This window comes from Sedimentitalea sp. (genome assembly GCF_039973035.1).
In the GTDB taxonomy this organism is placed as follows: Bacteria; Pseudomonadota; Alphaproteobacteria; order Rhodobacterales; family Rhodobacteraceae; genus Sedimentitalea.
In genome coordinates this window covers 12,090-36,108 of the sequence record NZ_JBDWLR010000025.1, presented here as the reverse complement: position 1 = coordinate 36,108, position 24,019 = coordinate 12,090, and the positions used below count along the sequence as shown (strand labels likewise).

The 24,019-nt window shown below is 60.1% G+C and carries 25 protein-coding genes; 15 read left to right on the top strand and 10 right to left on the bottom strand.

Features of this window, described 5'->3' with window-relative positions; translation table 11 throughout:
- Nucleotides 1-96 precede the first annotated feature (96 nt).
- On the top strand, nucleotides 97-756 hold the full coding sequence (locus ABJO75_RS05535; protein ID WP_348135290.1) for a YggS family pyridoxal phosphate-dependent enzyme: 660 nt from the start codon (nucleotides 97-99) through the stop codon (nucleotides 754-756).
- On the opposite strand, the gene ABJO75_RS05530 is transcribed toward ABJO75_RS05535, so the two are convergent.
- On the bottom strand, nucleotides 753-1,250 hold the full coding sequence (locus tag ABJO75_RS05530) for a L,D-transpeptidase family protein (protein ID WP_348135106.1): 498 nt from the start codon (nucleotides 1,248-1,250) through the stop codon (nucleotides 753-755). The two genes, ABJO75_RS05535 and ABJO75_RS05530, sit on opposite strands and share 4 nt — an antisense overlap.
- Nucleotides 1,247-2,338 carry a GTP cyclohydrolase II gene (ribA, locus tag ABJO75_RS05525; RefSeq protein WP_348135105.1) on the bottom strand — a complete coding sequence of 364 codons (1,092 nt, stop codon included), beginning with the start codon at nucleotides 2,336-2,338 and terminating at the stop codon, nucleotides 1,247-1,249. The genes ABJO75_RS05530 and ribA overlap by 4 nt, the downstream gene beginning before the upstream one ends.
- A gap of 282 nt (nucleotides 2,339-2,620) precedes the next feature.
- Here ribA and ABJO75_RS05520 point away from each other — a divergent pair, with 282 nt between their 5' ends.
- The 6 genes from ABJO75_RS05520 (at nucleotide 2,621) to yghU (ending at nucleotide 10,386) form a co-directional block, all read left to right on the top strand.
- Nucleotides 2,621-4,561, top strand: coding sequence for an AAA family ATPase (locus ABJO75_RS05520; RefSeq protein WP_348135103.1), 1,941 nt, complete (start codon nucleotides 2,621-2,623; stop codon nucleotides 4,559-4,561).
- A gap of 179 nt (nucleotides 4,562-4,740) precedes the next feature.
- Complete coding sequence (locus ABJO75_RS05515) at nucleotides 4,741-5,241, top strand: DUF6622 family protein (protein ID WP_348135101.1); 501 nt, start codon at nucleotides 4,741-4,743, stop codon at nucleotides 5,239-5,241.
- A gap of 164 nt (nucleotides 5,242-5,405) precedes the next feature.
- Nucleotides 5,406-7,802, top strand: a complete 2,397-nt coding sequence (gene pheT, locus ABJO75_RS05510; RefSeq protein WP_348135099.1) for a phenylalanine--tRNA ligase subunit beta — start codon at nucleotides 5,406-5,408, stop codon at nucleotides 7,800-7,802.
- A gap of 154 nt (nucleotides 7,803-7,956) precedes the next feature.
- Nucleotides 7,957-8,649 (top strand): phosphatidylserine decarboxylase, encoded by a 693-nt coding sequence (locus ABJO75_RS05505; RefSeq protein WP_348135097.1) that lies wholly within the window; start codon nucleotides 7,957-7,959, stop codon nucleotides 8,647-8,649.
- 3 nt (nucleotides 8,650-8,652) lie between these two features.
- Complete coding sequence (gene pssA / locus ABJO75_RS05500; protein ID WP_348135095.1) at nucleotides 8,653-9,402, top strand: CDP-diacylglycerol--serine O-phosphatidyltransferase; 750 nt, start codon at nucleotides 8,653-8,655, stop codon at nucleotides 9,400-9,402.
- 102 nt (nucleotides 9,403-9,504) lie between these two features.
- Nucleotides 9,505-10,386 carry a glutathione-dependent disulfide-bond oxidoreductase gene (yghU, locus tag ABJO75_RS05495; protein ID WP_348135093.1) on the top strand — a complete coding sequence of 294 codons (882 nt, stop codon included), beginning with the start codon at nucleotides 9,505-9,507 and terminating at the stop codon, nucleotides 10,384-10,386.
- Nucleotides 10,387-10,409: 23 nt separating this feature from the next.
- Here the strand turns inward: yghU and panC are convergent, their stop codons facing one another.
- The 3 genes from panC to ABJO75_RS05480 form a co-directional block, all read right to left on the bottom strand.
- Nucleotides 10,410-11,255, bottom strand: coding sequence for a pantoate--beta-alanine ligase (gene panC, locus ABJO75_RS05490; protein ID WP_348135091.1), 846 nt, complete (start codon nucleotides 11,253-11,255; stop codon nucleotides 10,410-10,412).
- The gene (panB, locus tag ABJO75_RS05485) at nucleotides 11,252-12,079 is read right to left on the bottom strand and encodes a 3-methyl-2-oxobutanoate hydroxymethyltransferase (protein WP_348135090.1); all 828 of its coding nucleotides are present in this window, start codon (nucleotides 12,077-12,079) and stop codon (nucleotides 11,252-11,254) included. The genes panC and panB overlap by 4 nt, the downstream gene beginning before the upstream one ends.
- A gap of 70 nt (nucleotides 12,080-12,149) precedes the next feature.
- The gene (locus ABJO75_RS05480) at nucleotides 12,150-13,223 is read right to left on the bottom strand and encodes a P1 family peptidase (RefSeq protein WP_348135089.1); all 1,074 of its coding nucleotides are present in this window, start codon (nucleotides 13,221-13,223) and stop codon (nucleotides 12,150-12,152) included.
- 144 nt (nucleotides 13,224-13,367) lie between these two features.
- Between ABJO75_RS05480 and ABJO75_RS05475 the strand changes: the two genes are divergently transcribed.
- The 4 genes from ABJO75_RS05475 (at nucleotide 13,368) to ABJO75_RS05460 (ending at nucleotide 16,472) form a co-directional block, all read left to right on the top strand.
- A complete protein-coding gene (locus ABJO75_RS05475) occupies nucleotides 13,368-14,216 on the top strand; it encodes a bifunctional helix-turn-helix domain-containing protein/methylated-DNA--[protein]-cysteine S-methyltransferase (protein WP_348135087.1) in 849 nt (282 codons plus the stop codon).
- Between the two features lie 128 nt (nucleotides 14,217-14,344).
- A complete protein-coding gene (locus ABJO75_RS05470) occupies nucleotides 14,345-15,004 on the top strand; it encodes an OmpA family protein (protein ID WP_348135085.1) in 660 nt (219 codons plus the stop codon).
- A gap of 59 nt (nucleotides 15,005-15,063) precedes the next feature.
- Nucleotides 15,064-15,609: an NADPH-dependent FMN reductase gene (locus ABJO75_RS05465; protein WP_348135083.1), complete on the top strand. Its 546-nt coding sequence runs from the start codon at nucleotides 15,064-15,066 to the stop codon at nucleotides 15,607-15,609.
- A 50-nt stretch (nucleotides 15,610-15,659) separates the two neighbouring features.
- The gene (locus tag ABJO75_RS05460) at nucleotides 15,660-16,472 is read left to right on the top strand and encodes a MaoC family dehydratase N-terminal domain-containing protein (RefSeq protein ID WP_348135082.1); all 813 of its coding nucleotides are present in this window, start codon (nucleotides 15,660-15,662) and stop codon (nucleotides 16,470-16,472) included.
- Nucleotides 16,473-16,530: 58 nt separating this feature from the next.
- Here ABJO75_RS05460 and ABJO75_RS05455 read toward each other — a convergent pair whose 3' ends face one another.
- Complete coding sequence (locus ABJO75_RS05455; protein WP_348135081.1) at nucleotides 16,531-17,565, bottom strand: FAD-dependent oxidoreductase; 1,035 nt, start codon at nucleotides 17,563-17,565, stop codon at nucleotides 16,531-16,533.
- Nucleotides 17,566-17,629: 64 nt separating this feature from the next.
- On the opposite strand from ABJO75_RS05455, the gene mnmD reads away from it, so the two are divergent.
- Both mnmD and ABJO75_RS05445 read left to right on the top strand, forming a co-directional pair.
- The gene (gene mnmD, locus ABJO75_RS05450; protein WP_348135079.1) at nucleotides 17,630-18,298 is read left to right on the top strand and encodes a tRNA (5-methylaminomethyl-2-thiouridine)(34)-methyltransferase MnmD; all 669 of its coding nucleotides are present in this window, start codon (nucleotides 17,630-17,632) and stop codon (nucleotides 18,296-18,298) included.
- The gene (locus ABJO75_RS05445; protein ID WP_348135077.1) at nucleotides 18,295-19,182 is read left to right on the top strand and encodes a DMT family transporter; all 888 of its coding nucleotides are present in this window, start codon (nucleotides 18,295-18,297) and stop codon (nucleotides 19,180-19,182) included. Before mnmD ends, ABJO75_RS05445 begins: the two co-directional genes overlap by 4 nt.
- Here the strand turns inward: ABJO75_RS05445 and ABJO75_RS05440 are convergent.
- Entirely contained in the window at nucleotides 19,156-21,114 is a 1,959-nt protein-coding gene (locus ABJO75_RS05440) for a lytic transglycosylase domain-containing protein (protein WP_348135288.1), read from the bottom strand. The genes ABJO75_RS05445 and ABJO75_RS05440 overlap by 27 nt on opposite strands.
- Before the next feature lie 147 nt (nucleotides 21,115-21,261).
- On the opposite strand from ABJO75_RS05440, the gene dapA reads away from it, so the two are divergent.
- A complete protein-coding gene (dapA, locus tag ABJO75_RS05435; protein ID WP_348135075.1) occupies nucleotides 21,262-22,137 on the top strand; it encodes a 4-hydroxy-tetrahydrodipicolinate synthase in 876 nt (291 codons plus the stop codon).
- A gap of 37 nt (nucleotides 22,138-22,174) precedes the next feature.
- Here dapA and yidD read toward each other — a convergent pair whose 3' ends face one another.
- The 3 genes from yidD to rpmH are packed head-to-tail and all read right to left on the bottom strand — an operon-like array spanning nucleotide 22,175 to nucleotide 22,991.
- Nucleotides 22,175-22,414 (bottom strand): membrane protein insertion efficiency factor YidD, encoded by a 240-nt coding sequence (gene yidD, locus ABJO75_RS05430; RefSeq protein WP_348135074.1) that lies wholly within the window; start codon nucleotides 22,412-22,414, stop codon nucleotides 22,175-22,177.
- Nucleotides 22,411-22,833, bottom strand: a complete 423-nt coding sequence (rnpA, locus tag ABJO75_RS05425; protein WP_348135072.1) for a ribonuclease P protein component — start codon at nucleotides 22,831-22,833, stop codon at nucleotides 22,411-22,413. The genes yidD and rnpA overlap by 4 nt, the downstream gene beginning before the upstream one ends.
- A 23-nt stretch (nucleotides 22,834-22,856) precedes the next feature.
- A complete protein-coding gene (gene rpmH / locus ABJO75_RS05420) occupies nucleotides 22,857-22,991 on the bottom strand; it encodes a 50S ribosomal protein L34 (RefSeq protein ID WP_008554144.1) in 135 nt (44 codons plus the stop codon).
- A 296-nt stretch (nucleotides 22,992-23,287) separates the two neighbouring features.
- Between rpmH and ABJO75_RS05415 the strand changes: the two genes are divergently transcribed.
- On the top strand, nucleotides 23,288-24,019 hold the full coding sequence (locus tag ABJO75_RS05415) for a VTT domain-containing protein (protein ID WP_348135070.1): 732 nt from the start codon (nucleotides 23,288-23,290) through the stop codon (nucleotides 24,017-24,019).

Below are 24,019 nucleotides of genomic sequence, written 5' to 3'. Positions count from 1 at the left end.
CGTTTGACTTGAATTTTTGGGCGGGCCTCTATGGCTCGCCCTTTTCTTTTGCGTCAGTCTGGTGTTTCTGTCGGGAAAACCGCCCGTGAGGATCAGATGCCGCTACAAGACATCAAGACACGCATTTCGACTGCAGAAACCGCAGCAGGGCGCGCGCCCGATTCAACCAAGTTGATCGCCGTATCAAAGGTGCAACCCAACGAACGGGTCGAGGCCGTGTTGGAGCAAGGACACCGCTGTTTCGGTGAAAACCGGGTGCAAGAGGCGGCAAGCAAGTGGCCGGAGTTTCGCGAACGTTTTGACGGGATCGACCTTCACCTGATCGGGCCGCTTCAAACCAACAAGGCGCGGCAGGCCATGGAGCTTTGCGACGCCATACATTCGTTGGACCGTCCGAAACTTGCCAACACACTCGCTCGATTGGCGCAGGAACGCGGGGCCTGCCCGGATCTGTTCATTCAGGTGAATACCGGTGAAGAAGAACAGAAGGCGGGCATCTTACCGATGGATACCGATGGATTCGTCGCCGAATGCCGCGCGCTTGATCTGCCGATCCGCGGGCTGATGTGCATTCCGCCGGTTGACGAGGAACCAGCGCTGCATTTCGCCCTTCTCGCCAAGATTGCGGCGCGCAATGGTCTTGAGGGGTTATCAATGGGGATGAGCGCGGATTTTGAAACCGCGATTGCACTTGGTGCGACCCATGTCCGCGTCGGCTCGGCGATATTCGGTGAGCGAACGCCCGACAGGACCTAACCGGATACGATGAGCCGCGTGCCGGGTATGGCATGCTGGGCGATCCACCTCAGATGATCGCGCCGGAACGCGAGGCATCCTTCGGTCGGGTATCCAGATCTGCGCCATTGGTGCAGAAAAATCGCGGACCCGTGACCCGGCACGGCATGCGGCCAGTTCCAGTCAGTGAGCAAGACCAGATCATAAAGCGGATCGGCACGGCGCAGCGCCTCGTGGCTGAATTCATGCGGCGCTCGGACATGTAGATTGTATTCCGGATCGCGCTGATCATCGGACCAGAGATCAACCGGCCCAATCGGACAAGCCCAGCCGGTCGGGCGCGCCATTCGATCAGCACGATAAAGCAACCCAACGATGCGATGCACACCAACCGGTGTGGCGCCGTCACCCTCGCGTTTGCGCGTCGTGATGCCGCCTTTGCCAATCGAACAGGGAAACCGGCGTCCGCAGAGTCGCAAGCCCGTCGGGGTCAGCACCATGTCGTTGACGCTCACAGAAGATGGCCGGATTTTGCAGCCTTGGTTGCGAGATAGTCCGTGTTGAAAGCGGTTTGGCCCACTTTCAGCGGCACGCGTTCCACCACACTGATCCCGTTGCCTTCCATCATCGCGATCTTGGCGGGGTTGTTGGTCAGCAGCCGGGCGGACGAAAAGCCCAGTGATTTCAATATGTCCGAGCCCAGACGAAAATCACGCTCGTCATCCTCAAACCCCAGCCGATGGTTGGCCTCTACGGTGTCAAAGCCCTGATCTTGCAGGCTGTAGGCCCGCATCTTGTTGGCCAACCCGATGCCGCGCCCTTCCTGATTGAGATACAGCAAGATTCCCGCGCCCTCAGCACCCATTTGCGCCATTGCCGCGCGAAGCTGCGGGCCACAGTCACATTTGAGACTACCAAGCAGATCGCCGGTAAAGCAGGCGGAATGCAGCCGCGCCAGCACCGGTTGGTCGCGAAGTGGTCGGCCTATTTCGACGGCATAGTGCTCTTCGCCGCCGTCCTCGGGCCGAAAGATATGAAGCCGCCCGGCCTCTGAAACCTGCATCGGCAGGCGGGCGCTGACAACCGAGGACAGGGGGCTGCGACCTTGCAAATGCGATCTGGCCTGTTGATAGTCGATCAATGTCAGCCCGTTCCGCGCTGCAAATTCCGCCGGATCTGTAACAGGAACAGCGACAACGGCTGGCAAGAGGCGGGCTGCCTTGGCGAGCTTTAGAGCCGCGCGATGCAATTCCGCATCGCCGCCGCGCTCTGACATCAGAGGCCCTTTCATCGGAGCGTTCAGATCATCCGCCGGGTCCGCAACCGACTGAACCCACCCTGCATCCGCATCTGCAGGCATAATCACCCGCGCCAGATCGCCGTCATAGGCCCGCGCCTTGAGTGTTTCGGTGCGCCGCGCGGTGATCGCAACCACGGGCGTGTTCGCAACTGTGCGCAGATCGGCAAGTCGTTGTTCCGTCAGGGTTTCCGCCGACGCAGCGAGAATCCCCGCTTTATCGTTGGCAAGAACGACCGGCACACCCATGCGCAGGTCGGCACGGGCGCGGGCCAGCAGTTCGGAGATGTCGGGCGTAAGGCTCATCTGATCCATCCGTTTCTGCGACGTTCCTACCGCAGGAATTTGCCCTTTTAAACGAAAAACGCTGCGCCGCATCGCAACAACGAAAGGATACACCGCTTCAAAGCTGGGCGCGGGCAAGCCAAACACAAGTGTCCCGGCCGATTGCACCCCTTGAAGCGGTCTGTGATTACGCGCAATCTGGGATGCACGTTCAGGCGAAGATTTCTGTCAACCGAATTGAACGTGGTCGTGACCCGGGTTGGCACTGTTTGGATCGAGGTTTTCAATGGAGAGCGATATCGGATGAGCCTGACTTCGGATCAGATGGAACTGCGCGAAGACGACATTCGCAAACACTATCCCGCCGCCGAAGCCATGCTGGCCGGGTTTGACCATGCCCCGCGAATTGCCAAACCGGGCGAAGCAGCGACGCCCGAGAGATCGTCGGGGATCGGCACGCGAAGACGGTTCAGGTCTACCACGCCGGGGCTGGTGACGCAGCGCAGCACACGGCCCGAAGGGGTGCGGCTGATCGAACGGATTGAGGCGGCGGATGGGGGGGATGTGCTGACCTCGCCGCAGCAGGCCGTTGTCATGAACGCATTGCGCCGGGCGTTGGCCATCGCATTGGCGGTCTCGGAAACCTATGGGGATGCGACACCTCTGGCCGAACTCAAACGCGCAAATCTTGCGGGTGATCTCGCCACCGCGCGCAAGACCGAGTTTTCCGAATTGCTATCGGCAGAGGCGCTGGTGACGCTGCACGTTTTCGCCAATGCGCTGGCGTACCTGTTGTCCTCGCATCTTTCAGAGGTGTCGGTCGAGGTTGGCGAGGTGCAGGAGGTGTTGACCGACAATGGCCAGCTTGCCCTGCACGGCGCACTTTGGGAACTGGATCAGGATTTGGCCGCCCACGCCACCGATGATGCCCGGCTTGTCGCCACCAGCAGCGCTTTTGCCGAGCAGTTGATGGAAAAGGCTGGGTTGCGGGCGCAGAACGCGCCGTATCTCGCCCCGTTTACCGGTGCCGTTTGGCGGGTCGAGGCCGATGACCTGACCCTGCGCGGTTTTGTACCTGCATCGCGGGCGAAATCGAGCGCACTGACCATGACGTTCAAGAAACCGAACGAGGTCGTCGGCAACCACATCGCCAAGTATCAGGCGATGAAGCTGGCCAAGATGCTGATGGCCTACGATTTTGACCGCCGCCTGAACCCGTTCGCGGAACTCGGCGGATTCATCTTTACCTTCATGGGGGATGGTAAGCCGGGGACGGGCAAGACCACGCTAATCCAGATGATGGCGGGGATGATTAACGACTATTGCCAGATTGCTGGCTATCCGTTCCGCTATCAGAACTTGAGTACGGATAATATCGACAGTTATCAGGGAAAATCGGGGCAAAACGCCAAGGCGTTCATCAATACCATTCTTGACCCCGGGGTAATCGGGTTCGGCACCATTGACGATATCGACACGCTGGCAGGCAAGCGCGGAGATCGGCAATCATCAGCCGGTCAGCTTGAGATCACCGCAGTCCTGATGGAGAGCTTTGCCGGTGCCAACACCGTGGTACGTGGGAACTGCACATTTGGGATGTTTTCCAACTATCCCGAAAACGTCGATGATGCCCTGCGCCAGCGCGCCGGAGCGCGGTTTTTGGTCGATGGGCCACAGACGCGCGAGGATTACATCGATATCCTCCACCTGCTGATGGGCAAGAACCATGACATCCCGCTGGGCGATCACGAGGCCTATGCCGCGCAGGAGATCAAGAAAGCCGTCGCCGCCAGCTTTGCCGGCCATTCCCGACCCCACGAAGACGGTTTGCTGCGGGTGTTTGACCGGGTGCGGGACGAAGTTGGCGCGTTGAATACGATTGCCCGTATGGGCTCGTACCTCAAAGGTATTCAAGAGGCGGACGAGCGGTTCACCGGGCGCGCGATCAGGAACATCACCGACGCAGTCAAGGTGCGGGCAATGGATTTCGAACTGCCCGACGAATGGATGGAAGACCCGGACCTGTTCCTGTTCAAGGACTACGACACCAAGAAGGCGATGATTTCGGACCTGCGTGTGCCGATCACGACCGACATGGTCCTGCAAGAAATCAACCGCTATGCAGACAGCGAATTTCGCTATGCCGACAAGTCAGATGAGGTGGCGATCGACGCGATGGTGCGGGATTATGGCCGGACGGAAGAGGCCAAACGAAGGTATCTGGAGGGAAAGACTAAGCCTTAGTATTGGGCCGCAATCCAATACATTTTCCATGGTTTCGTCGCTCGCAGTCCGTTATCGCCAGCCTCTGAAATGCATTTTGGGACATTGAGTCTGAAGACGTTGAGATCATTTTTCGCTCGCGTACGTTTTTTGCTTCACCCATAAGTGCTTCGAAAATTTTCAAAATTCGGACAGGTAATTTGGACAAGATCTTAGTTGGAATCTGGCAGAATGCGCCGGGTTGGGTGTGGCCATTGTTCGTTGTCCTTGTGGCCATCGGAATATTGTCGATGAAAACGCGAAACAGCTCCACTATTCCCTATTTCTTTTACCCGCTCTTTGGTTTGAGTGCTGCGGGCTCGATCGGTGGACTTGTTCACGCCCCGACAAATTGGGTGGCTTTTTCTGTCAGCTATCTGATCGGCATGGCACTTGCGTACCGCTGGCAGGATGGTCTGATTCTCCAGAAAAATGGCCAACGGATGCGGCTGCAGGGGGATCGGATAACTATTGTGATCCTGATGCTGATCTTCTTCTCGAATTTCGTGAACGGCGTGGTTCAGGCCGTCGGGCCTCAATTGCTCCAAGCGGTGGCCTATACCGTCGTCTTTGCCGCTGTTATCGGCCTGTGTTCCGGCAGCTTTACCGGGCGCGCCTTGCGGGTTGTTACGCTTGGTGACCGCGGCGCGACTCCGGCGTGATGCTGGGCAATGGGTTGATCTGTCGGCGTTGCCAGCCGCAGAATTACGAAAGATAAAACCTCGTTAACCGCATTGCGACGGGCATCGGGTCTGCTGCGACTTGCACCTTTGCCCAATCTTTGCCATTGCCTCTGCGACGCTCATCCAACGCAGGGGTCTCTATCATGAAATTCACGCTTTCCTGGTTGAAAGACCATCTGGACACTGACGCCAGCCTTGACGAGATCCTTTATGCTCTGACCGATTTGGGTCTTGAGGTCGAAGAGGTGACCAACCCGGCGGCGCGGCTGTCGGATTTCACGCTGGGCAAGGTCGTTCACGCAGAACAGCACCCCGATGCCGACCGGTTGCGGGTGTGCAAGGTTGCGACGGACGAGGGTGAGTTGCAGATCATCTGCGGTGCCCCGAACGCCCGCGAAGGGATCACGGTGGTCGTGGCCAAGCCCGGCGTATACGTGCCCGGCATTGATACCACGATTGCGGTCGGCAAAATCCGGGGCATCGAAAGCTTTGGCATGATGGCGTCCGAGCGCGAGATGGAGTTGTCAGAAGAACATGACGGCATCATCGAGCTGCCCAGTGGCGAAGTCGGCGACCGGTTCATCGACTGGCTGGCAGAGAATGATCCTGCCAAGGTGGATCCGGTGATCGAAATCGCGATCACGCCGAACCGCCCTGATGCATTGGGGATCGAAGGTATTGCGCGCGATCTGGCGGCTCGGGGTCTCGGCTCGCTGAAACAGCATGACATCGTTCCGGTGCCCGGCGATTTCCCGTGCCCGGTTTCCGTCACCATCGACGAAGATTCGCTGGATGGTTGTCCGGTTTTTGCCGGTCGGGTGATCCGGGGTGTCAAGAATGGCCCCAGCCCGCAATGGCTTCAGGATCGGCTGCGCGCCATCGGGTTGCGACCGATTTCGGCGCTGGTCGATATCACCAATTATTTCACCTATGACCGCAACCGCCCGCTGCACGTGTTTGACGTGGCCAAAATGAATGGCGACCTGCGGGTGCACCGTGCGGCAGGGGGCGAAACCCTTACGGCGCTGGATGATAAGGACTATACATTCGCGCCGGGCATGATGGCCATTTCCGATGATACCGGCCCCGAGAGCATTGCCGGCATCATGGGCGGCACCGCGACAGGCGTGACCGAAGAGACCGTGGATGTGTTTGTCGAAAGCGCGTTCTGGGATCACGTGCAGATCGCGCTGACGGGCAGGGCGCTCAAGATCAATTCGGATGCGCGGTATCGGTTTGAACGCGGGATTGATCCCGAATTCACGCTGAACGGGCTGGAGCTGGCAACCCAGATGATCCTTGATCTCTGCGGTGGCGAGCCGTCCGAAGTCGTGGTCGCCGGAACCGTTCCGGACCATTCGCGGGCCTATCGTCTCGATGCGGCACGGGTGCAGAGCCTTGTTGGCATGGACATTCCCGAAGCCGTTCAACGCGACACGCTGACAAAACTCGGCTTCCGGCTTGACGGTGACATGGCGCAGGTGCCAAGCTGGCGACCCGATGTGCAGGGCGAGGCTGATCTGGTCGAAGAAGTCGCGCGCATCGCATCGCTGACCGGGCTGCAAGGGCGTCCCTTGCCACGCCTGACGGCGGGCATTCCTAAGCCGGTAATGACCGCACGGCAACGGCGCGGGCAGGCTGCTCGGCGGACCTGTGCTTCGCTTGGGTATAATGAATGTGTCAGCTATTCCTTCATCGATCAGGCCAGTGCGGCGCTGTTTGGTGGCGGCGATGACGCGACGATGCTGGAAAACCCGATCAGCTCCGAGATGAGCCACATGCGCCCGGCGCTGTTGCCCGGGCTGTTGCAGGCTGCGGCCCGCAATCAGGCGCGCGGGTTCATGGACCTTGCGCTGTTTGAAGTTGGCCCCGCCTTTCATGGCAGCGAGCCGGGAGAGCAGCACACGCTGATCAGCGGGCTGCTGGTCGGGCGGACCGGACCCAAGGATGTGCATGGTGCGTCGCGTCCCGTTGACCTTTATGACGTCAAGGCCGATGCCGAGGCGATCCTGGCTGCAATTGGTGCACCGGCCAAGGTGCAAATCCGGCGCGGTGCGCGTGAATGGTGGCATCCCGGTCGGCACGGCCAGATCTGCCTTGGACCAAAAAAGGTGCTGGGCGTGTTTGGCGAATTGCACCCAAAGGTGCTGGCGGCGATGGACATCAAGGGACCGGCGATGGGCTTCACCATCTGGCCCGACGAAGTGCCGATGCCACGCAAGACGGGAGCGACCCGTGCCGCACTGGAACTGCGTGATCTGCAGACGGTTGAACGTGACTTTGCCTTTGTGGTTGATGCGGATGTCGACGCCCTTAATCTCGTCAACGCGGCGGCAGGGGCCGACAAGGCACTGATCGAGGACGTGCGTGTGTTCGACGAATTCATTGGCGGCAACCTTGGCGCGGGCAAGAAATCACTGGCCGTCACCGTGCGGCTGCAACCGTCCCAAGCGACGCTGAAAGAAGCCGACATCGAGGCGGTCAGCGCCAAGATCGTGGACAAGGTCGCCAAGGCAACCGGCGGCGTGCTGCGCGGATAACTGCGGACTGCAATTGGGCGCGTTGGTCTATCATCCTGCCGTGGCGAAGGCGGGCAGGGCGCATCGAAATGCGGCCCGCTGTGGATAATCGCGTTGATTGTGGCGGGAAAGCTGCGCTAGGAACAATAAGCACCGAAAAGGCGTCTGACCAAATATGACCATGCTTGGCACATTCATCAAACCCATGCACCGCGAAGGCATTCCCTTTGTCGCCGGGTTTGCTGTCATTTCGCTCCTGCTGTTCCTGATCCTTGAACCCCTGGGTTGGATCGGTGCCGGGCTTACGGTCTGGTGCTACTATTTTTTCCGCGATCCGCAGCGCACGACCCCGATCCGAGAAGGGTTGTTTGTCAGCCCGGCTGACGGGGTCGTGTCGCTGATCGAACCCGCTGTGCCGCCGGCAGAGTTGGGCATGTCTGGCGCGCCTCTCACGCGGGTCAGCGTTTTCATGAACGTGTTTAACTGCCATGTGAACCGCGCCCCGATCGCCGGACGCATCGCATCGGTTGCTTATCGACCAGGCAAATTTCTCAACGCATCGCTCGACAAGGCCAGTTCGGACAACGAACGCAACAGCCTTTGCATCGAAATGGCAGACGGTCGCCAGATTGCTGTCGTGCAGATCGCCGGTCTGGTCGCGCGCCGCATCGTCTGTTTTGTCGAGGACGATCAACAGATGATGACCGGCGAACGCTTTGGCCTGATCCGGTTCGGGTCCCGTGTTGATGTCTATTTGCCTGACGGGGTCTCTCCTCTGGTCAGCGTCGGGCAATCCATGGTCGCTGGCGAGACTGTTCTGGCGGATCTGATGTCTGACGAAACACCGCGCACCGGGCGGACGGCTTAGAACATGAAAGAAGACCGGCAGCCCCAACGCACGGACATGCCGCTGACAATGCTGCTGCCCAATGTGGTGACCATCACCGCGCTGTGCGCAGGACTGACCGCAATCCGAATGGGGTTTCACGGCCAGTTCAAAGGCGCGGTCATCATGATCCTGATTGCCTGCATTCTGGATGGGATGGATGGCAAGCTGGCGCGGCTGCTGCGGTCTGAATCGCCAATGGGCGCAGAACTGGATTCGCTGGCCGATGCGGTTAATTTCGGGGTTGCTCCGGCATTGCTGGTCTATGCGTTCGCGATGCAGGACACGACCGGTGCGGGCTGGATTGCAGCACTGGTTTACGCGGTGACCTGCGTGATGCGCCTTGCCCGTTTCAATCTCGACAGCAAATCTGAAACGTCCACGCCCTCGGGCAGCCGCTTTGTTGGTGTGCCTGCCCCGGCGGGCGCGTTTCTTGTATTGCTGCCTTTGTTCCTGTCTTTTCAGGCGAATGATCCGGATCTGATACCTCCGGTTCTGGTCGGATTTTATATGATCGGGATCGGTCTGTTGATGATCAGCCGGATACCGACATTTTCGTTCAAGAAGACCCGCGTGGCGCGCAAGAGCGTGAAATTCCTGCTTTTGGGCTTTGTCTTTTTGGCTGCAGCGCTGTTGACGCAGACATGGATAACCCTGATCGCGATGGAATTTGCCTATGCCGTCAGCATTGTCTGGGCATGGTACACCCGTGACAACACCGAAGCGGCGTCATAGTTCACGCAGCATCGCGCATCGATTGTGCGCGATTGCAGGTGGACATTGCGCGTACCGACCTCAAAATTAGTTCCAAACACCACTCAGGAGATTGAGCCCGACATGACCGATATCAGTGAATATACACCTCCGAGCGTCTGGACCTGGGATTCGGAAAGTGGTGGTCGATTTGCCAGCATCAACCGTCCCATCGCCGGGGCGACCCACGACAAGGATCTGCAAGTCGGCAAGCATCCCTTTCAGTTGTATTCGCTCGCCACGCCCAACGGGGTCAAGGTGACGGTGATGTTCGAGGAACTGCTGGCCGCCGGTCATGCAGATGCCGATTATGACGCGTGGCTGATCAACATTGGCGATGGCGAGCAATTTGGCAGTGGGTTTGTCTCGGTGAACCCAAATTCAAAAATCCCTGCCCTCATGGATCACACGACCACTCCGCCAACGCGCGTTTTTGAAAGCGGCGCGATCCTCTTGCACCTTGCCGAGAAGTTCGGGGCCTGCCTGCCGTCCGATCCAGCCAAGCGTCCCGAAATGCTGTCATGGTTGTTCTGGCAGATGGGCAGCGCGCCCTATCTGGGGGGCGGTTTCGGCCATTTCTACGCCTATGCGCCGAGCAAGATGGAGTATCCGATCAACCGGTTTTCGATGGAGGTCAAGCGCCAGCTTGACGTTCTGGACCGCCAGTTGGCCGACACTACCTATCTGGCCGGAGACGACTATACGATTGCCGACATCGCGAACTGGGCGTGGTATGGGCAGCTGGTGCTGGGTCGCCTCTATGATGCTGCAGAATTTCTTGATGTCGCAAGCTACAAGAACGTTGTGCGCTGGGCCGAGGCGATTGATGCACGCGCGCCTGTACAGCGCGGGCGCATGGTCAACCGGGCGTCCGGTGATCCCAAGATGCAGCTGCGCGAACGCCATGATGCGGCAGATTTCGAGACGCAAACCCAGGACAAGATCGGCGAACCTGAAAACGATTGATCCGCGGGACCGTCAGGGGCAGATCACGTGTCCCTGACGATGACATTGTCGATCAACCTGACACCGTCCAGCCAGACTGCGACGAACAATCTTGCCGGGTCGCGCGTGTCTTCGGTCAGCGCGAGATCGTGCTCTCGGCGGAGTTCCAGATAATCGATGGGTCCCAGCCCATGCTTAACAAGCTTGTCCCGCGTCTGATCGAGGACGTTGGAGACCTGCTGGCCAGCCGTGATCATCGCGGTGGCATCGGTCAGGGCTGCATATATGGCGCTGGCCTTCTGCCGTGCTGCATCGTCCAGCCGCAGGTTTCGTGATGACAACGCCAGCCCTGATGCCTCGCGCACCGTGGGGCAGCCCACAATTTCGCACCCAAGGTCAAGATCCTCGACCACCCGGCGCACCACCTGCACCTGCTGAAAATCCTTTTCGCCGAAAAACGCAAAATCGGCGTCCGTCTGGACCAGCAATTTGGTCACCACGGTCGCTACCCCGTCAAAATGCCCGGGCCGGTTGGCCCCGCACAGCCCGTCGCTGACACCGTTGACAGAGATGTTGGTGGCAAAGCCTTCGGGGTAAATCTCGGTTGCTTCGGGGACATAGAATACATCCACGTCAAACGGGTCCAGCTTGCGGGCATCGGATTCTTCGGTGCGCGGGTATTTGGCGAGATCCTCGGGGTTGTTGAACTGCTTTGGATTCACAAAAAGCGTTACGATCACCCGATCGGCTTGTTCGCAGGCCGCCGACACCAGACTCAGATGACCTTCATGCAGGGCACCCATTGTTGGCACCACACCAATGGTTTCACCAGCAGCCCGCCAGCCACGGGTCAACCCACGCAGGTCCGATTTGGTGCGGACGATCTTCATGAACTGGTGCCGGTATCGGTAAACACGTGCTCTGGCCCCGGAAAGCTGCGCGCGCGCACCTCTTGGGCGTATTGGCGGACGGCCTCGGTCGCGCCCTCTGCGAGATGGGCATACCGCTTGACGAATTTTGGTTTGAACGCGTCAAACAGCCCGAGCATGTCGTCAATAACCAAAATCTGGCCATCACAGACCACCGATGCGCCGATCCCCACCGTCGGAATGTCGATTGCGGTAGTTATCTCGTCTGCCAAAGCTGCCGGGACTTTTTCCAGCACTACAGAGAACGCCCCTGCACCTGCCACGGCGGCGGCATCGTCGAGTATCCGTTGCCGGTCGCTGCCCTTGCCTTGTACGGTGTAACCGCCGAGGGCGTTCACGGATTGCGGCGTCAGGCCGACATGGGCCATTACCGGAATGCCTCGATCAACCAGAAAGCGGATCGTTTGGGCCATGTGTTGCCCGCCTTCCAGCTTGACCGCGCCAGCCCCGGTTTCCGCCATGATCTGGACGGCGTTGCGCAGCGCCTGTTTCGGGCTTTCCTCATAACTGCCAAATGGCATGTCCACGACCATCAGCGCCCGTTTCAGACCGCGTGCGACGGCTCGCCCGTGCAGGATCATCATCTCCATCGTGACAGACAGGGTGGATGGCAGCCCGTGCAGAACCATTCCGACGCTGTCCCCGACAAGAACAAGATCGCACTCGGTGTCGGCAATCTGGGCGATCGGGGTCGTATAAGCAGTCAGGCAGACCAGTGGTTCGCCACCCTTTCGCGCTCGGATGTCGCTGGCCCCAATTGATTTGACTGGAGGAGTATGGCTCAATTTCCTGCCCTCATCTTACCCTGCGTCAACTAGATACGCGGCGATGTTCGCGGGTGCAACCGATCCGCCATCACACGGGCGCTTGAAACAAGGCGGCCAGCGCATTCCGGTCGATGCCCGGACAAATCCGCCCGCGCGGTTTGACCGTGGGCGTATCCTCGCCAGCAACCAAGGCGTTGATCACGGCCTCTTCCACTGCTTCGACAGCACCGAGGTAAAGCGGGTCAAGCCATTCATTGTTCAGCGTTTCATGATGTTGCAACGTCGCGCCATGCTGTGGCATCGGCCCGGCGTTTGCGGTTGAGAACGCCAGAAAGATGTCACCGGAGCTGTTGCCGCCGGGCGTGCCGGTGCGGCCGATGCCGATGGCCGCGCGCTTGGCAATCTGACGCAGGCTCAGGCCCGAAAGCGGGGCATCGGTTCCCAGCACAACGATGATTGACCCTGTATCCTGCGAGAGCAGCGTACCTTCAGGCATCATCCTGCCCACGGGGTAGCCAAGGATGTTCAGCCAGGGTCGGATGCCGAAATTGGCCTGTACCAAGGCACCGATGGTATAGGTCGCTTCGCCAATCGCGACCTGCCGTGACGAGGTTCCCGTGCCGCCTTTGAACTCGTAACAGATCATCCCGTTGCCACCCCCGACAGAGCCTTCGGCAATCGGCCCCCCTGTGGCGCTGTGCAGCGCTGCAATCGCGTGCTGTGGCTCGACGAACATGGCATTGATGTCGTTCAGCACACCGTCATAGGTTTCGCCCACCACCGGCATCGCCCAAGCATGGTCGTTGCGAAAGAAGTCCGAATAGGTGTCAATCATCCAGCGGGTCGCGCCGGAATGAACCGCGCCGACGCCGTGCGTGTTGGTGATGCAGACCGGCCCGATGAAGTATCCCGCGTCGTTGATCCAGTGGCTGCCAGTCAGCTCGCCATTGCCATTCAGGCTGTATTGCCCGGCCCAGACCGGCATCGGGACGGCGCTGTAACCGCGTGGGATGATCGCCGTCACACCGGTGCGCATGTCGCGTGTTGGATCTGTCAGAGTGGTATATCCAACCGTCACTCCGGCAACATCGGTGATCGCGTTGAATGATCCGGGGATGCCGGGAAACGGCAGGCCAAGGTCGCGCGCGCGGGGTGGGGGCATGACGTGTCTCCTGTCTGTTGGCACAGAATGAGCCAGTATCTACACATAACGGCCGTGACATGCCGCCGCCAAAAGCGCAAGTTCCGGGTCGCCTCGTTTACCGGCTTGCCCTACTTTGGGATCACAGACAAAGGACAACAGGTCATGAACGTGCATACTCAAGAGGACGGTTACCATTTCAACGTCATGCGGCGTGCGATCGATCTGATCGACGACGGTGGCGAAGCCCAGACGCTCGACCAATTGGCGGCAAAGATGGATATGAGCCCGGCCCACTTCCAGCGCCTGTTTTCCCGCTGGGTCGGCGTGTCGCCCAAGCGCTATCAGCAATATCTGACGCTTGGCCACGCCAAGACGCTGCTGCGCGAACGCTTTACAACGCTTGAGGCCAGTCACAGCATCGGCCTTTCCGGATCGGGTCGCCTGCACGATCTGTTCCTGCGGTGGGAAGCGATGAGCCCCGGCGAATTTGCGGCCAAGGGCGCAGGGCTGACGATTTTTTGGGGTTGGTTTGACAGCCCCTTTGGCCCGGCGCTGGTGATGGGCACGGAAAAGGGCATTTGTGGCCTCGGTTTCGCATCTGAAACCGGTGAAGAGGAAGCAATGACGGATTTAACTGCACGTTGGCCTCTGGCCGATTTTGTCGAGGATCCCGAGGTCTTGCGGCCCTGGGTGCAGGCCGCCTTTGGTGCGCAGCCCGCCGACCAAAAGGCCCCGCTTTACATGATTGGCGCGCCGTTTCAGATCAAGGTTTGGGAAGCGCTGCTCGCCATCCCTTCGGGCCATGTCACCACCTATTCCGAAATTGCCGAAGCCATCGGGCACCCCAAGGCGGTCCGCGCCGTTGGTACGGCGGTCGGGCGCAACCCGGTCAGCTGGCTGATCCCTTGCCACCGCGCCTTGCGCAAATCCGGCGGATTGGGGGGATATCATTGGGGTTTGCCTGTCAAGCGCGCCCTGCTTGCCTACGAATCCGCACGCGCCGAGGCATGAATGTGGGCGCACGGCGATTATCTGCCGCCACTCTCGATATTGTGCCTTGAGACCACACCTGCGGATCATGCTATACTGCGCGCAACCAGCCCTGACAGAACAGGGCGCGAGCAGAAGGTACATGATCGATGATCTCCAAGTATTCCATTGGCGCTGCGCTGGTCGCATCGCTCGCCCTGAGCGCCTGTAACGATCCGTCCACATTGGGCGGCGCACCCGACCCGAACGCCAAGGCCAAGCAAGGGGCGTTGTTGGGCGCTGCGGTCGGCGTTGGCGTATCTGCGCTTACCGGCGGCGAAGGCGGAAATCTTCTGCTTGGTGCAGCTGCCGGAGCTGCTGCGGGCGGGATCATCGGCAACGAGCTGGATAAACAGGCCGCCGAGCTGCGTTCGGAACTGGCCAGCGATGGTATCACCATCACCAATGCCGGCGATCGCCTGATCGTCACCCTGCCACAAGACATCACCTTTGCCACCGATAGCTCCGACGTCACCCCGTCGCTAAGTGCCGATATCGGACGTGTCGCCCAGAACCTGCTGCGCTATCCCGACAGCACCGTGCAGGTGATCGGTCATACCGACAGCACCGGTGATGCCACTTACAACCTTGGTCTGTCGCTGCGCCGTGCCAATTCGGTTGCCAACATCCTTCAGAATGGCGGTGTTAGCGCGGCGCGGATCAATACGTTCGGAAAAGGCGAAGAGCAGCCGCTGGCGTCGAACCTGACACCCGAAGGCCGCGCACAGAACCGGCGTGTCGAGATCGTCGTGATCCCCAAGAACACCTGATCGTTCAGGATTTGCGGCTGAATCCGGCCAAGTAGCGCTGCAATGTAACCGGAGAAAACATGAAGCAACCAACTCTTCTGGGAATCTCCGGCGCATTGCGGGCCGACTCGACCAATTCCAAGCTGATCCGCGAAGCGGCGCGGCTGTTTGGCCCCTGCGATTTTGCCGAGGCTAATCTGCACTTGCCGCTCTATGATGGCGATATCGAAGACGGGCCGGGTATTCCCGACGAAGTGCAGGCCCTCATCGATAAGATCGCTACCGCCGATGCCGTGGTGATTTCGACACCGGAATACAACAAGGCCCCATCTGGCGTGCTCAAGAACGCGCTGGACTGGGTTAGCCGGACCAAGAGCAGACCATGGCAGGACAAGCCGGTCGCGGTGATGTCCGCTGCCGCTGGACGGGCAGGGGGAGAGCGGTCCCAATCGATTCTGCGCGCCATGATGGTGGCCTTTCAGCCGCGTATCCTGCAGGGGCCAGAGATGCATCTTGCCGACACGCGAAATCAATTCGATGAAAACGGACAGCTCACGAGCGAACTTTATATCAAGACGCTGCAGGCGCTGATGGACAAGCTGCGGGCGGAAATCGACCGCTCATAACAGCGTTCGCTATTTGATTTTCTACGTGTTTCGGTTCTAGACTACCGGGCATGAAACACGCGCACCCCGCCACCGATACCCAGAGCGATCAACTTGACCCGGCCCGTGCGCAGGCGTTTCAGATCGCACTTGGGCAGGCTCCGGATATCGGTGCAGGCAGCGTGTTGCCGCCATTCTATCACCAACTCTATTTCTGGTCTCCGCAACCGGCCAACGACCTCGGCCGTGACGGTCATCCGCGACTTGGGGCCGGATTGATCCCCGATCTCGGGTTGCCGCGTAGAATGTGGGCGGGCGGTCGGCTTGGCTTTGCCCACGACCTGTGTGCGGGTGTTCCGGCCGAACGGCACAGCACGGTTGAATCCGTCGAGCATAAACATGGGCGCAGCGGGCCGCTGGCCTTTGTGACGCTGCGCCACGAGTTCCGTCAGCAGGGTCGTGTCTGTCTCACCGAATGGCAGGATCTGGTCTATCGTCAGGACCCCAGCCATGATGCCCCGCGCCCGGTTCCGCCCGTCGCTCGCACCGACGAAACCGATCTGCGTGAACTGAGTTTTGATTCAATTCAACTGTTTCGGTATTCGGCGCTCACCTTCAATGGTCATCGTATCCACTATGATCGCGACTATGCTCGCGATGTCGAAGGCTATGATGGGTTGGTGGTGCATGGTCCGTTGTTGGCGCAACACTTGATGCTGATGGCTCGCGATCTGATTGGCCCGTTGGCGCAATTTTCCTATCGTGCCGCATCACCGCTGATGGATTCTGAAACCGCCAGCTTTTGCCGTCGCGACACCGACTTCTGGGTGCGCGGCCACGATGGGCGCGCGGTGATGACAGCGAATGCGGTGCCGATGCTGTAGAGGACTTGGGTGCGGCAGCATACAAGCATGCCGTCTGCGTAAAGATGCGTTTCGCTGGCTACAGCGACGCCTCGACTTTGAAATCTTCTGGAACTGTATCATGCCCCTCTAATACCAGGTCCGCCATCACCTCGGCGACCTTGGGCGCCATTCCGAAACCAATCTTAAAGCCGCCATTGGCGATGAAATGCCCCGGACGTTCCGGCCAACGGCCCAGCATTGGTGCACGGCTTTTCGCGCGGGGACGAATGCCAGCCCAACGTTCGACTACGGCAACGCCGCGCAGGATTGGCATGGCGGCGACCGCCCGGTCGATTACATCGTCCAGCAGCGTGTCGGTAGTCTGCGGAGCATCATAGTCGCGCTCGCTGGTTGAACCGATGGCAAGCGTTCCGTCCGCATGAGGGATCAGGTGCAAACCGTCGACAAAGAGTTGCGGGCTGTCGCCGGCATCAAACCGCAAAAGCGCGGCCTGACCCTTGACGCCAACGCCAACGGTCTTGCCCCTATCACGCGACAGATCGGCGAGCCCGTCCACGCCGGTGGCATGTACGATCTGTCCACGATCAGGTGCCTCTAGGATAATCGGTACACCTCGCACTTCGAGCGCGGCAACCAGCGCAGCACAGGCGCGTCTTGGGTGTATCCGCGCGCTAAGCGTGTCGTGAATGACATGGCCAGTGGCGCTGGACGGGGCAAATGGCCCCAGATCAGCGGTTTGTACTATCTCCCACACAGCCTCTCCCTGCCAAAGGCTTCCGGCGTTCACCGCCCGCTGCCGAGCGAGGTCGAGCGTGCGATCATCTGCGATAGGTTGCAGACGCCCGGTGCGGCCATACCCGGCCGGGACACCCCCGGCGGTTTCCACGTCTTGCCAAAAATCCCCGGCCATCAGCAGGCTCTCAAGCTGAAATGCCTTTTTGGAATTCCAATTCTCCGGCACATGCGGGGCCAGCGCCCCGACGATTCCGCCCGATGCACCTGCGGCAGGGCCGTTCGGGTCGATGACCTGCACGGATGCGCCACGGCGGGCACAGGCCCACGCGATTGACAGGCCAAAGATGCCTGCGCCGCGTATCGTTACATCGACCATTGCCTAATCCCGTTCCTTGCGCCATGTCTCGCGACGTTGTGAGACATTCTTACGGAATCCGGACATGCAGGACCAGCAGGCAGAATTGCAATGGCGTGATGGCCAGGTGCCGGTTTCGACACGGTTTGACGATCCGTATTTCAGTCTGGAAAACGGGTTGGCCGAAACGCGACACGTGTTTCTGGACGGCAATGATCTGCCGGATCGATTTCGCGACGGGTTCCACATTGCCGAGCTTGGCTTTGGCACCGGGTTGAACATGCTGACCGCTTGGGCCGCGTGGGAGCAGGCGGGTCATCAGACTCCGTTGCAATTCACCAGTTTTGAGGCCTTTCCGATGGTGCCTGCCGACATGGCAAAGGCGCTTGCCGCATTTCCATCGCTGTCATCGTGGCGGGATCGGTTCCTTGAGGTCTGGACCGGCGAGGGGACCTGTGATCTGGACACGATGCATCTGACCGTCATCAAAGGCGACGCGCGCCAGACTTTGCCCGCATGGGCGGCGCAGGCCGATGCGTGGTTCCTTGATGGGTTTTCGCCCGCGAAGAACCCGGAACTCTGGGGTGAATCCCTGTTGTCAGAGGTTGCGCGCCATACCGCCCCCGGCGGCACGGTTGCGACCTATACCGCAGCAGGTTTCGTGCGGCGGGGATTGATGAATGCCGGCTTTGACGTAAGCCGCGTGCCCGGATACGGGCGTAAACGGCATATGGTTCGGGGGTTCCTCGCATGAGCGCGCCCAACTTGCCGCAACAGTCCAACAATGTCCCGCTTGGCGTCACGCTGATGATCGCCACTACGATTGTATTCGCTCTCCAGGACGGGATCTCGCGCCATTTGGCGGGGGAATACAACACGATGATGGTGGTGATGATCCGCTACTGGTTCTTTGCCGCCTTTGTGATTGCATTGGCCGCCCGGGCGCGTGGCGGATTGCGCGCCGCAATCCAAACTTCACAACCGACACTTCAGATCACCCGCGGTCTGCTGCTGGCCGCCGAAATCTGCGTCGCCGTGTACGGGTTTACGCTGCTCGGCCTGATCGAGAGTCACGCGGTCTTTGCCTGTTACCCGCTTCTTGTCGCGGCGCTGTCCGGACCAATCCTTGGCGAACAGGTCGGGTGGCGGCGTTGGAGCGCTATCGCCGTCGGGTTTGTCGGGGTTCTGATCATCCTGCAACCGGGTTTCGACGTCTTTGACCCTGCGGCGATCATACCGCTGATTTCGGCGGTGATGTTTGCGGTCTATGGCCTGCTGAATCGCTATGCTGCGCGGCGCGATACCACGGCGACCAGTTTTTTCTACACCGGCACCGTCGGCGCGGTTTTGATGACCGGCGTCGGCATCTGGTTCTGGCAGCCGATGGCGGGCCCGGACTGGCTCTGGATGATCACGCTTTGCATCACCGGGGTTCTTGGCCATTGGCTGCTGATCCGCTGTTACGAGGCGGCAGAGGCCAGCGCCGTGCAGCCCTTTGCCTATTTTCAACTGGTGTTTGCGTCGTTGTTGGGCATGTTGGTTTTTGGTGAGACCCTGCGTGACAATGTTGCCATCGGAACCGCGATCATCGTGGCCGCCGGGTTGTTCACCCTATGGCGCGAACGCGTTAAGAGTTGAGCCTGCCAACTCGCGCGAAAAGGGAATCGGCAGTGGCGTAGAGCCAGTGCGGGCGCGATAGACCGGGAGGCTCTCGGTGACGCGCATCACATAATTGCGGGTCTCGTTGAACGGAATGAACTCGATCCAATCGACCACGTCCACCTCCGGGCTGCGTGGATCGCCGAAATCCAAAGCCCATTGCAGGGGCCGCCCCGGACCCGCGTTGTAGCCTGCCGCCATCATCACCACGTTGCCGTTAAAGCTGCCCGCCAGTCCGGCGAGGTAACGCGCGCCCAGCATGGCATTGTATTCCCATTCTTCGATCAGGCGGGATGTCTTGTGGGCGGCGGCAATGCCCATGTCATCGGCCACAGCGCTCGCGGTTGCGGGCATCACCTGCATCAACCCGCGCGCGCCTGCGCCGCTGATCACCCGGGGATCAAACTCGCTCTCGCGCCGCGCAATCGCTAGCGTCATCTCGGGCGCCATCGGCAGGTTCATGTCCGCGACGGGGTGTAGCGGATAATAGGCGGCGTGCATGACCATCGCTTGCTGCGCCGCGCGCTTGGCGATCATCACCGCAAGATGTGGCTGGCCAATATCAATCACCATCTCGCCCAGTTGCCCGGCCTGTACGGGATCAAGGCTTTCAACCAGATGGGCAAGGAACCGTTCGGCGAGGTCCAACTCTCCGGCCTCTAACAGCAGCAACCCGGCCTCAAGCACGCTTGAGCTCATGAAGGGTGCGTCTTTCCAAGGTGGCAGGTCGGGGGGGGTTGCGAGAACGGGATCAAACGGTCGCCCGATGCGCTCGGCTGCGAGCAGCCCATAAAACGAGGTCTGATGTTCAGCCCCTTGGGAATAGGCGTCATGTGCGCCGTCACTGTCCCCCAAGGCCTCATAGGCCCGACCCAGCCAATACCCGGCGCGCCCCCGTGAGATGGGTGATCTGACGGCTTCATCAAAATGTTGAAAGTGGCGCAGGGCGGTGGTTGGATCGTCCAGTTGGCGCAGGGCGATGAACCCGGACAGCCATTCCAGATCCGCATAGCTGGACCCTTCGGTCAGGTAATGCCGCGATGCAATCTGATAGGCGCGCTCCGGTTCGCCGGCCCGCATCACCTGACGCGCCAGATTGGCACGGCGGCGCGCCCACTTCTCAGGCTCCCCAAGGGTCTTGGCGCTCGCACTGCGTTCCATCAGCAGTTCGATCGCGTCGTCATCACGACCCTTTCGGTCGCGCCAGACGAATCGATCATGGGCCAGACCCGCAGCAGTGCTCAACTCCTCGGGCACGGCCTCTATTCGGACATCCACGCCGGGGGCCACCTCATGCAGCGCGATCCGGGCCTCTGCCAGTGCGCGATGATCTTCATCAACCAGCGACAGCATCTGTCGTGCGCTGACCAAGTGGTTGTCCCACAACATCCGGTCCAGTCGGGCGTTGTGATGTGGGGCCAACAGTTCCTTGTGTTGGCGCAGATAGTTCGCCTGAATAAGCCGGCCCATCGGCATGGTGCGCCACGCCAGAACCAGTTCGGCCTCGGCATCGCCCCTCTGGCCCTGCGCGATCAAGACACGTGCGCGGCTCAGCACACCCTCGGGGGATTGCGGCGGTATTTCTTCATAGAATGCAATGATCTCATCGGGTGGCAGGACGTCTATCGCGGCCTCGCTCTTGCGCCGCAGCCAGGCCAGACCGGGCCAATCGGGACGGCGTGCCAGAAACCCGGTGACGTCCGCCGCATCGCCCAGTCCGGCTCGCAGGCGGTGCCATTCTACGACATCGCTCGCCACACTCTCGGGTTCACCAGCCGCACTCAGTGCTTCGGTCCATTCCCATTTGCGCAACAACTCCATGGCGCGCGCGAAATTCTGCGAATCATCGGCCAGCGCGGCGCCCCATGGGGCTGCGCAAAGGCACAACAGAACTGTCAGAATGCGCAACATCACTTGCATTACCCGATCATCCAAGGCTAGAGCCTGTGACGATAATCTGTGGCGGGCCGGGATCAACAGCAATCACGGAACTGTTTCAGGTTTAGCGGAGTTTTTCCGCGCAGATCGAAGAATAAAGAAGAAAAAAGGAGCGTGCCCATGTTCAATGGCTCAATGACAGCCCTCGTCACACCGTTTCGCAACGGCGAGTTGGATCTGGATACGCTCAAACAATTGGTCGAATGGCAGATCAGCGAAGGCACCACCGGTCTGGTACCGGTCGGCACCACGGGCGAAAGCCCCACGCTGACCCACCGGGAACATGAAACGGTCGTGACCGAAGTGGTCAAGGCGGCGGCTGGCCGTGTGCCGGTGATCGCCGGGGCAGGTTCCAACAACACGCTGGAAAGCCTGCGGCTGGCCCAACATGCCCAATCGGTCGAGGCCGATGCGGTTCTTGTGGTGACGCCCTATTACAACAAGCCCACACAGCGGGGCCTGATCGCACATTTCACCGCGATCCACGACGCCACGTCTCTGCCGATCTTCATCTACAACATCCCGCCGCGCTCGGTGATCGACATGTCGCCGGCAACCATGGGCGAGTTGGCAAAGCTTCCGCGTATAGTCGGCGTCAAGGATGCCACCGGCGATCTGGCGCGGGTCAGCGCCCAGCGGATCACCTGCGGCACCGATTTCATTCAGCTTTCGGGTGAAGACGCGACCGCGCATGGTTTCAACGCGCAAGGCGGGGTTGGGTGTATCTCAGTCACTGCCAACGTCGCGCCGGGCCTGTGTGCCCAGTTGCAGGCGGCGACAGCTGCGGGTGATTATGGCAAAGCGCTCGAGGTGCAGGACCGGTTGATGCCACTGCATCAGGCTGTCTTTACCGAGCCGGGGCTTGTCGGGGTGAAATACGCGATGAGCGTGCTTGGCCTGTGCAGCGAAGAGGTTCGCCTGCCATTGACTGGACTTACAGACAGCACCAAGACGCTGGTAGAAGACGGTCTGCGCCATGCAGGCCTGTTGAAGTAACCAAATTAGCTCTGCGAGTTTGCGGCGTTCCTGACCCTTAACAATCCGGTTCCGACTTGTCCGGGACCGGATCATACCCTGAGCCGCCCATCGGGTGACAGCGTCCTATGCGGCGCAGAGCGAGCCACCCGCCTTTGACCGCTCCGTGCTTTTCCAAAGCTTCCAGTGCATAGGCCGAGCAGGTGGGTTGGTAGCGGCAGTTATACCCGACCCAGGGCGAAAAGATGAGCCGATAGGCACGCACGGGCAAGGCAAGGATATGCGCAATGGGGCTCACGATTCGCCATGGATGCGGCGCAGAGCATAGCGCAGATCCTTTTGCAGCGCCTCGAAAGATCGCGATGCCGTTGCCTCTGCGCGTCCGATCAGAACATAGTCCCACCCCGCGCGGCCGTGCGTTGGCAGCACCAGACGGGCCGCCTCGCGCAAGCGTCGCTTGGCGCGGTTACGGGCAACAGCGTTGCCGACTTTCTTGGAGCAAGTGAAACCGACGCGAATGCCGTCGGCTTCGTCAGGCGCGCGCTGGCGCCCCTGAACCATCATCGAGGCCGTGCCTTGGCGCCGGGCGCGTGCGGCGCGCAGAAAATCAGCACGCTCTTTCAGCACGACAATAGTATCGGGCGCACAAACGGACACCGCCGGGGGCTTGCTCTCTTGGGCGGCATTGCCGTCCAAGGGGGCCTCCGGCGGTGTCATGTCCGTCAGAAAATCTGATGCGCTTACGCGCTCAGTTCCTTGCGGCCACGCGCACGGCGCGCGTTCAGGATTTTACGGCCAGCTTTGGTGGCCATACGTGCACGAAACCCATGGCGGCGCTTGCGAACCAGGTTCGATGGTTGGTAGGTGCGTTTCATCGCTCCGTCTCCAGCTATACTCGGTCGGGTACGGCGCGGAATCGCCCCCCGTGTGAACTTTGAAGCCCGTCCTCTAATAGTGCTTGATCGCCAAGTCAAACCCTGGCTGCTATAAATCGCGAGAAAACTGCAACAATTCGCGTCCCGGCAACAGTGGATTGTTTCAGGCAGACCAATCCGTCACGGAATTCTCACGAAAGAGGCGGACCAGATCAACGGCCCGTGATGTCCCTGTCGCTTTCCTCTGCAGAGGCGCATGTTGAGTTCGAAAATTCACCCGAAGATGGACCCACCTGATGAACGCCACCCCGGATCGCAGCAGTCATGCTGTTCTGCGCCACATACCCTTGATACTGATTCTCTGCGTTGCGGTGATCGGTGGATTTGTCCTGCGAGACTATATCACGTTCGACACGCTGCGCACCAATCGCGAGGCGTTGCTGGCGTTCCGCGATCAGAACCTGCTGGGGCTCGCGGCGGCATTTGTAACCCTCTATGTGGTGATCGTTGCGTTTTCCCTGCCCGGCGCGGCGGTGGCGTCGGTCACAGGGGGCTTTCTCTTTGGTCTCGGTGCAGGGACGATGTTAAACGTAATGTCGGCCACGATTGGCGCCTGTGCGATCTTTCTCGCTGCCCGCGCGGGCCTTGGCGCGACGCTCAGCGCCAAGCTGGACGCATCCGAAGGCACCGCAAAGCGCATCCGTGACGGGTTGCGTGATCACGAGATCAACGTTCTGCTTTTGATTCGCCTTGTTCCCGCAGTGCCGTTCTTTGTCGCCAACCTGCTACCGGCGCTTGTTGGGGTAAAGTTCCGCAACTTCGTGTGGACCACCACCCTCGGTATCATTCCCGGCGCGATCGTCTTTACGTGGATCGGCGTCGGGCTGGGAGAGGTCTTTGACCGTGGCGAAACCCCGGATCTGTCGCTTTTGTGGGAACCGCATATCCTGGGTCCGATCCTTGGTCTTTGCGTTCTCGCCGCGCTGCCAATTGTCATCAGGGTCCTCAGGGGCCGGAAAGAGATTTGA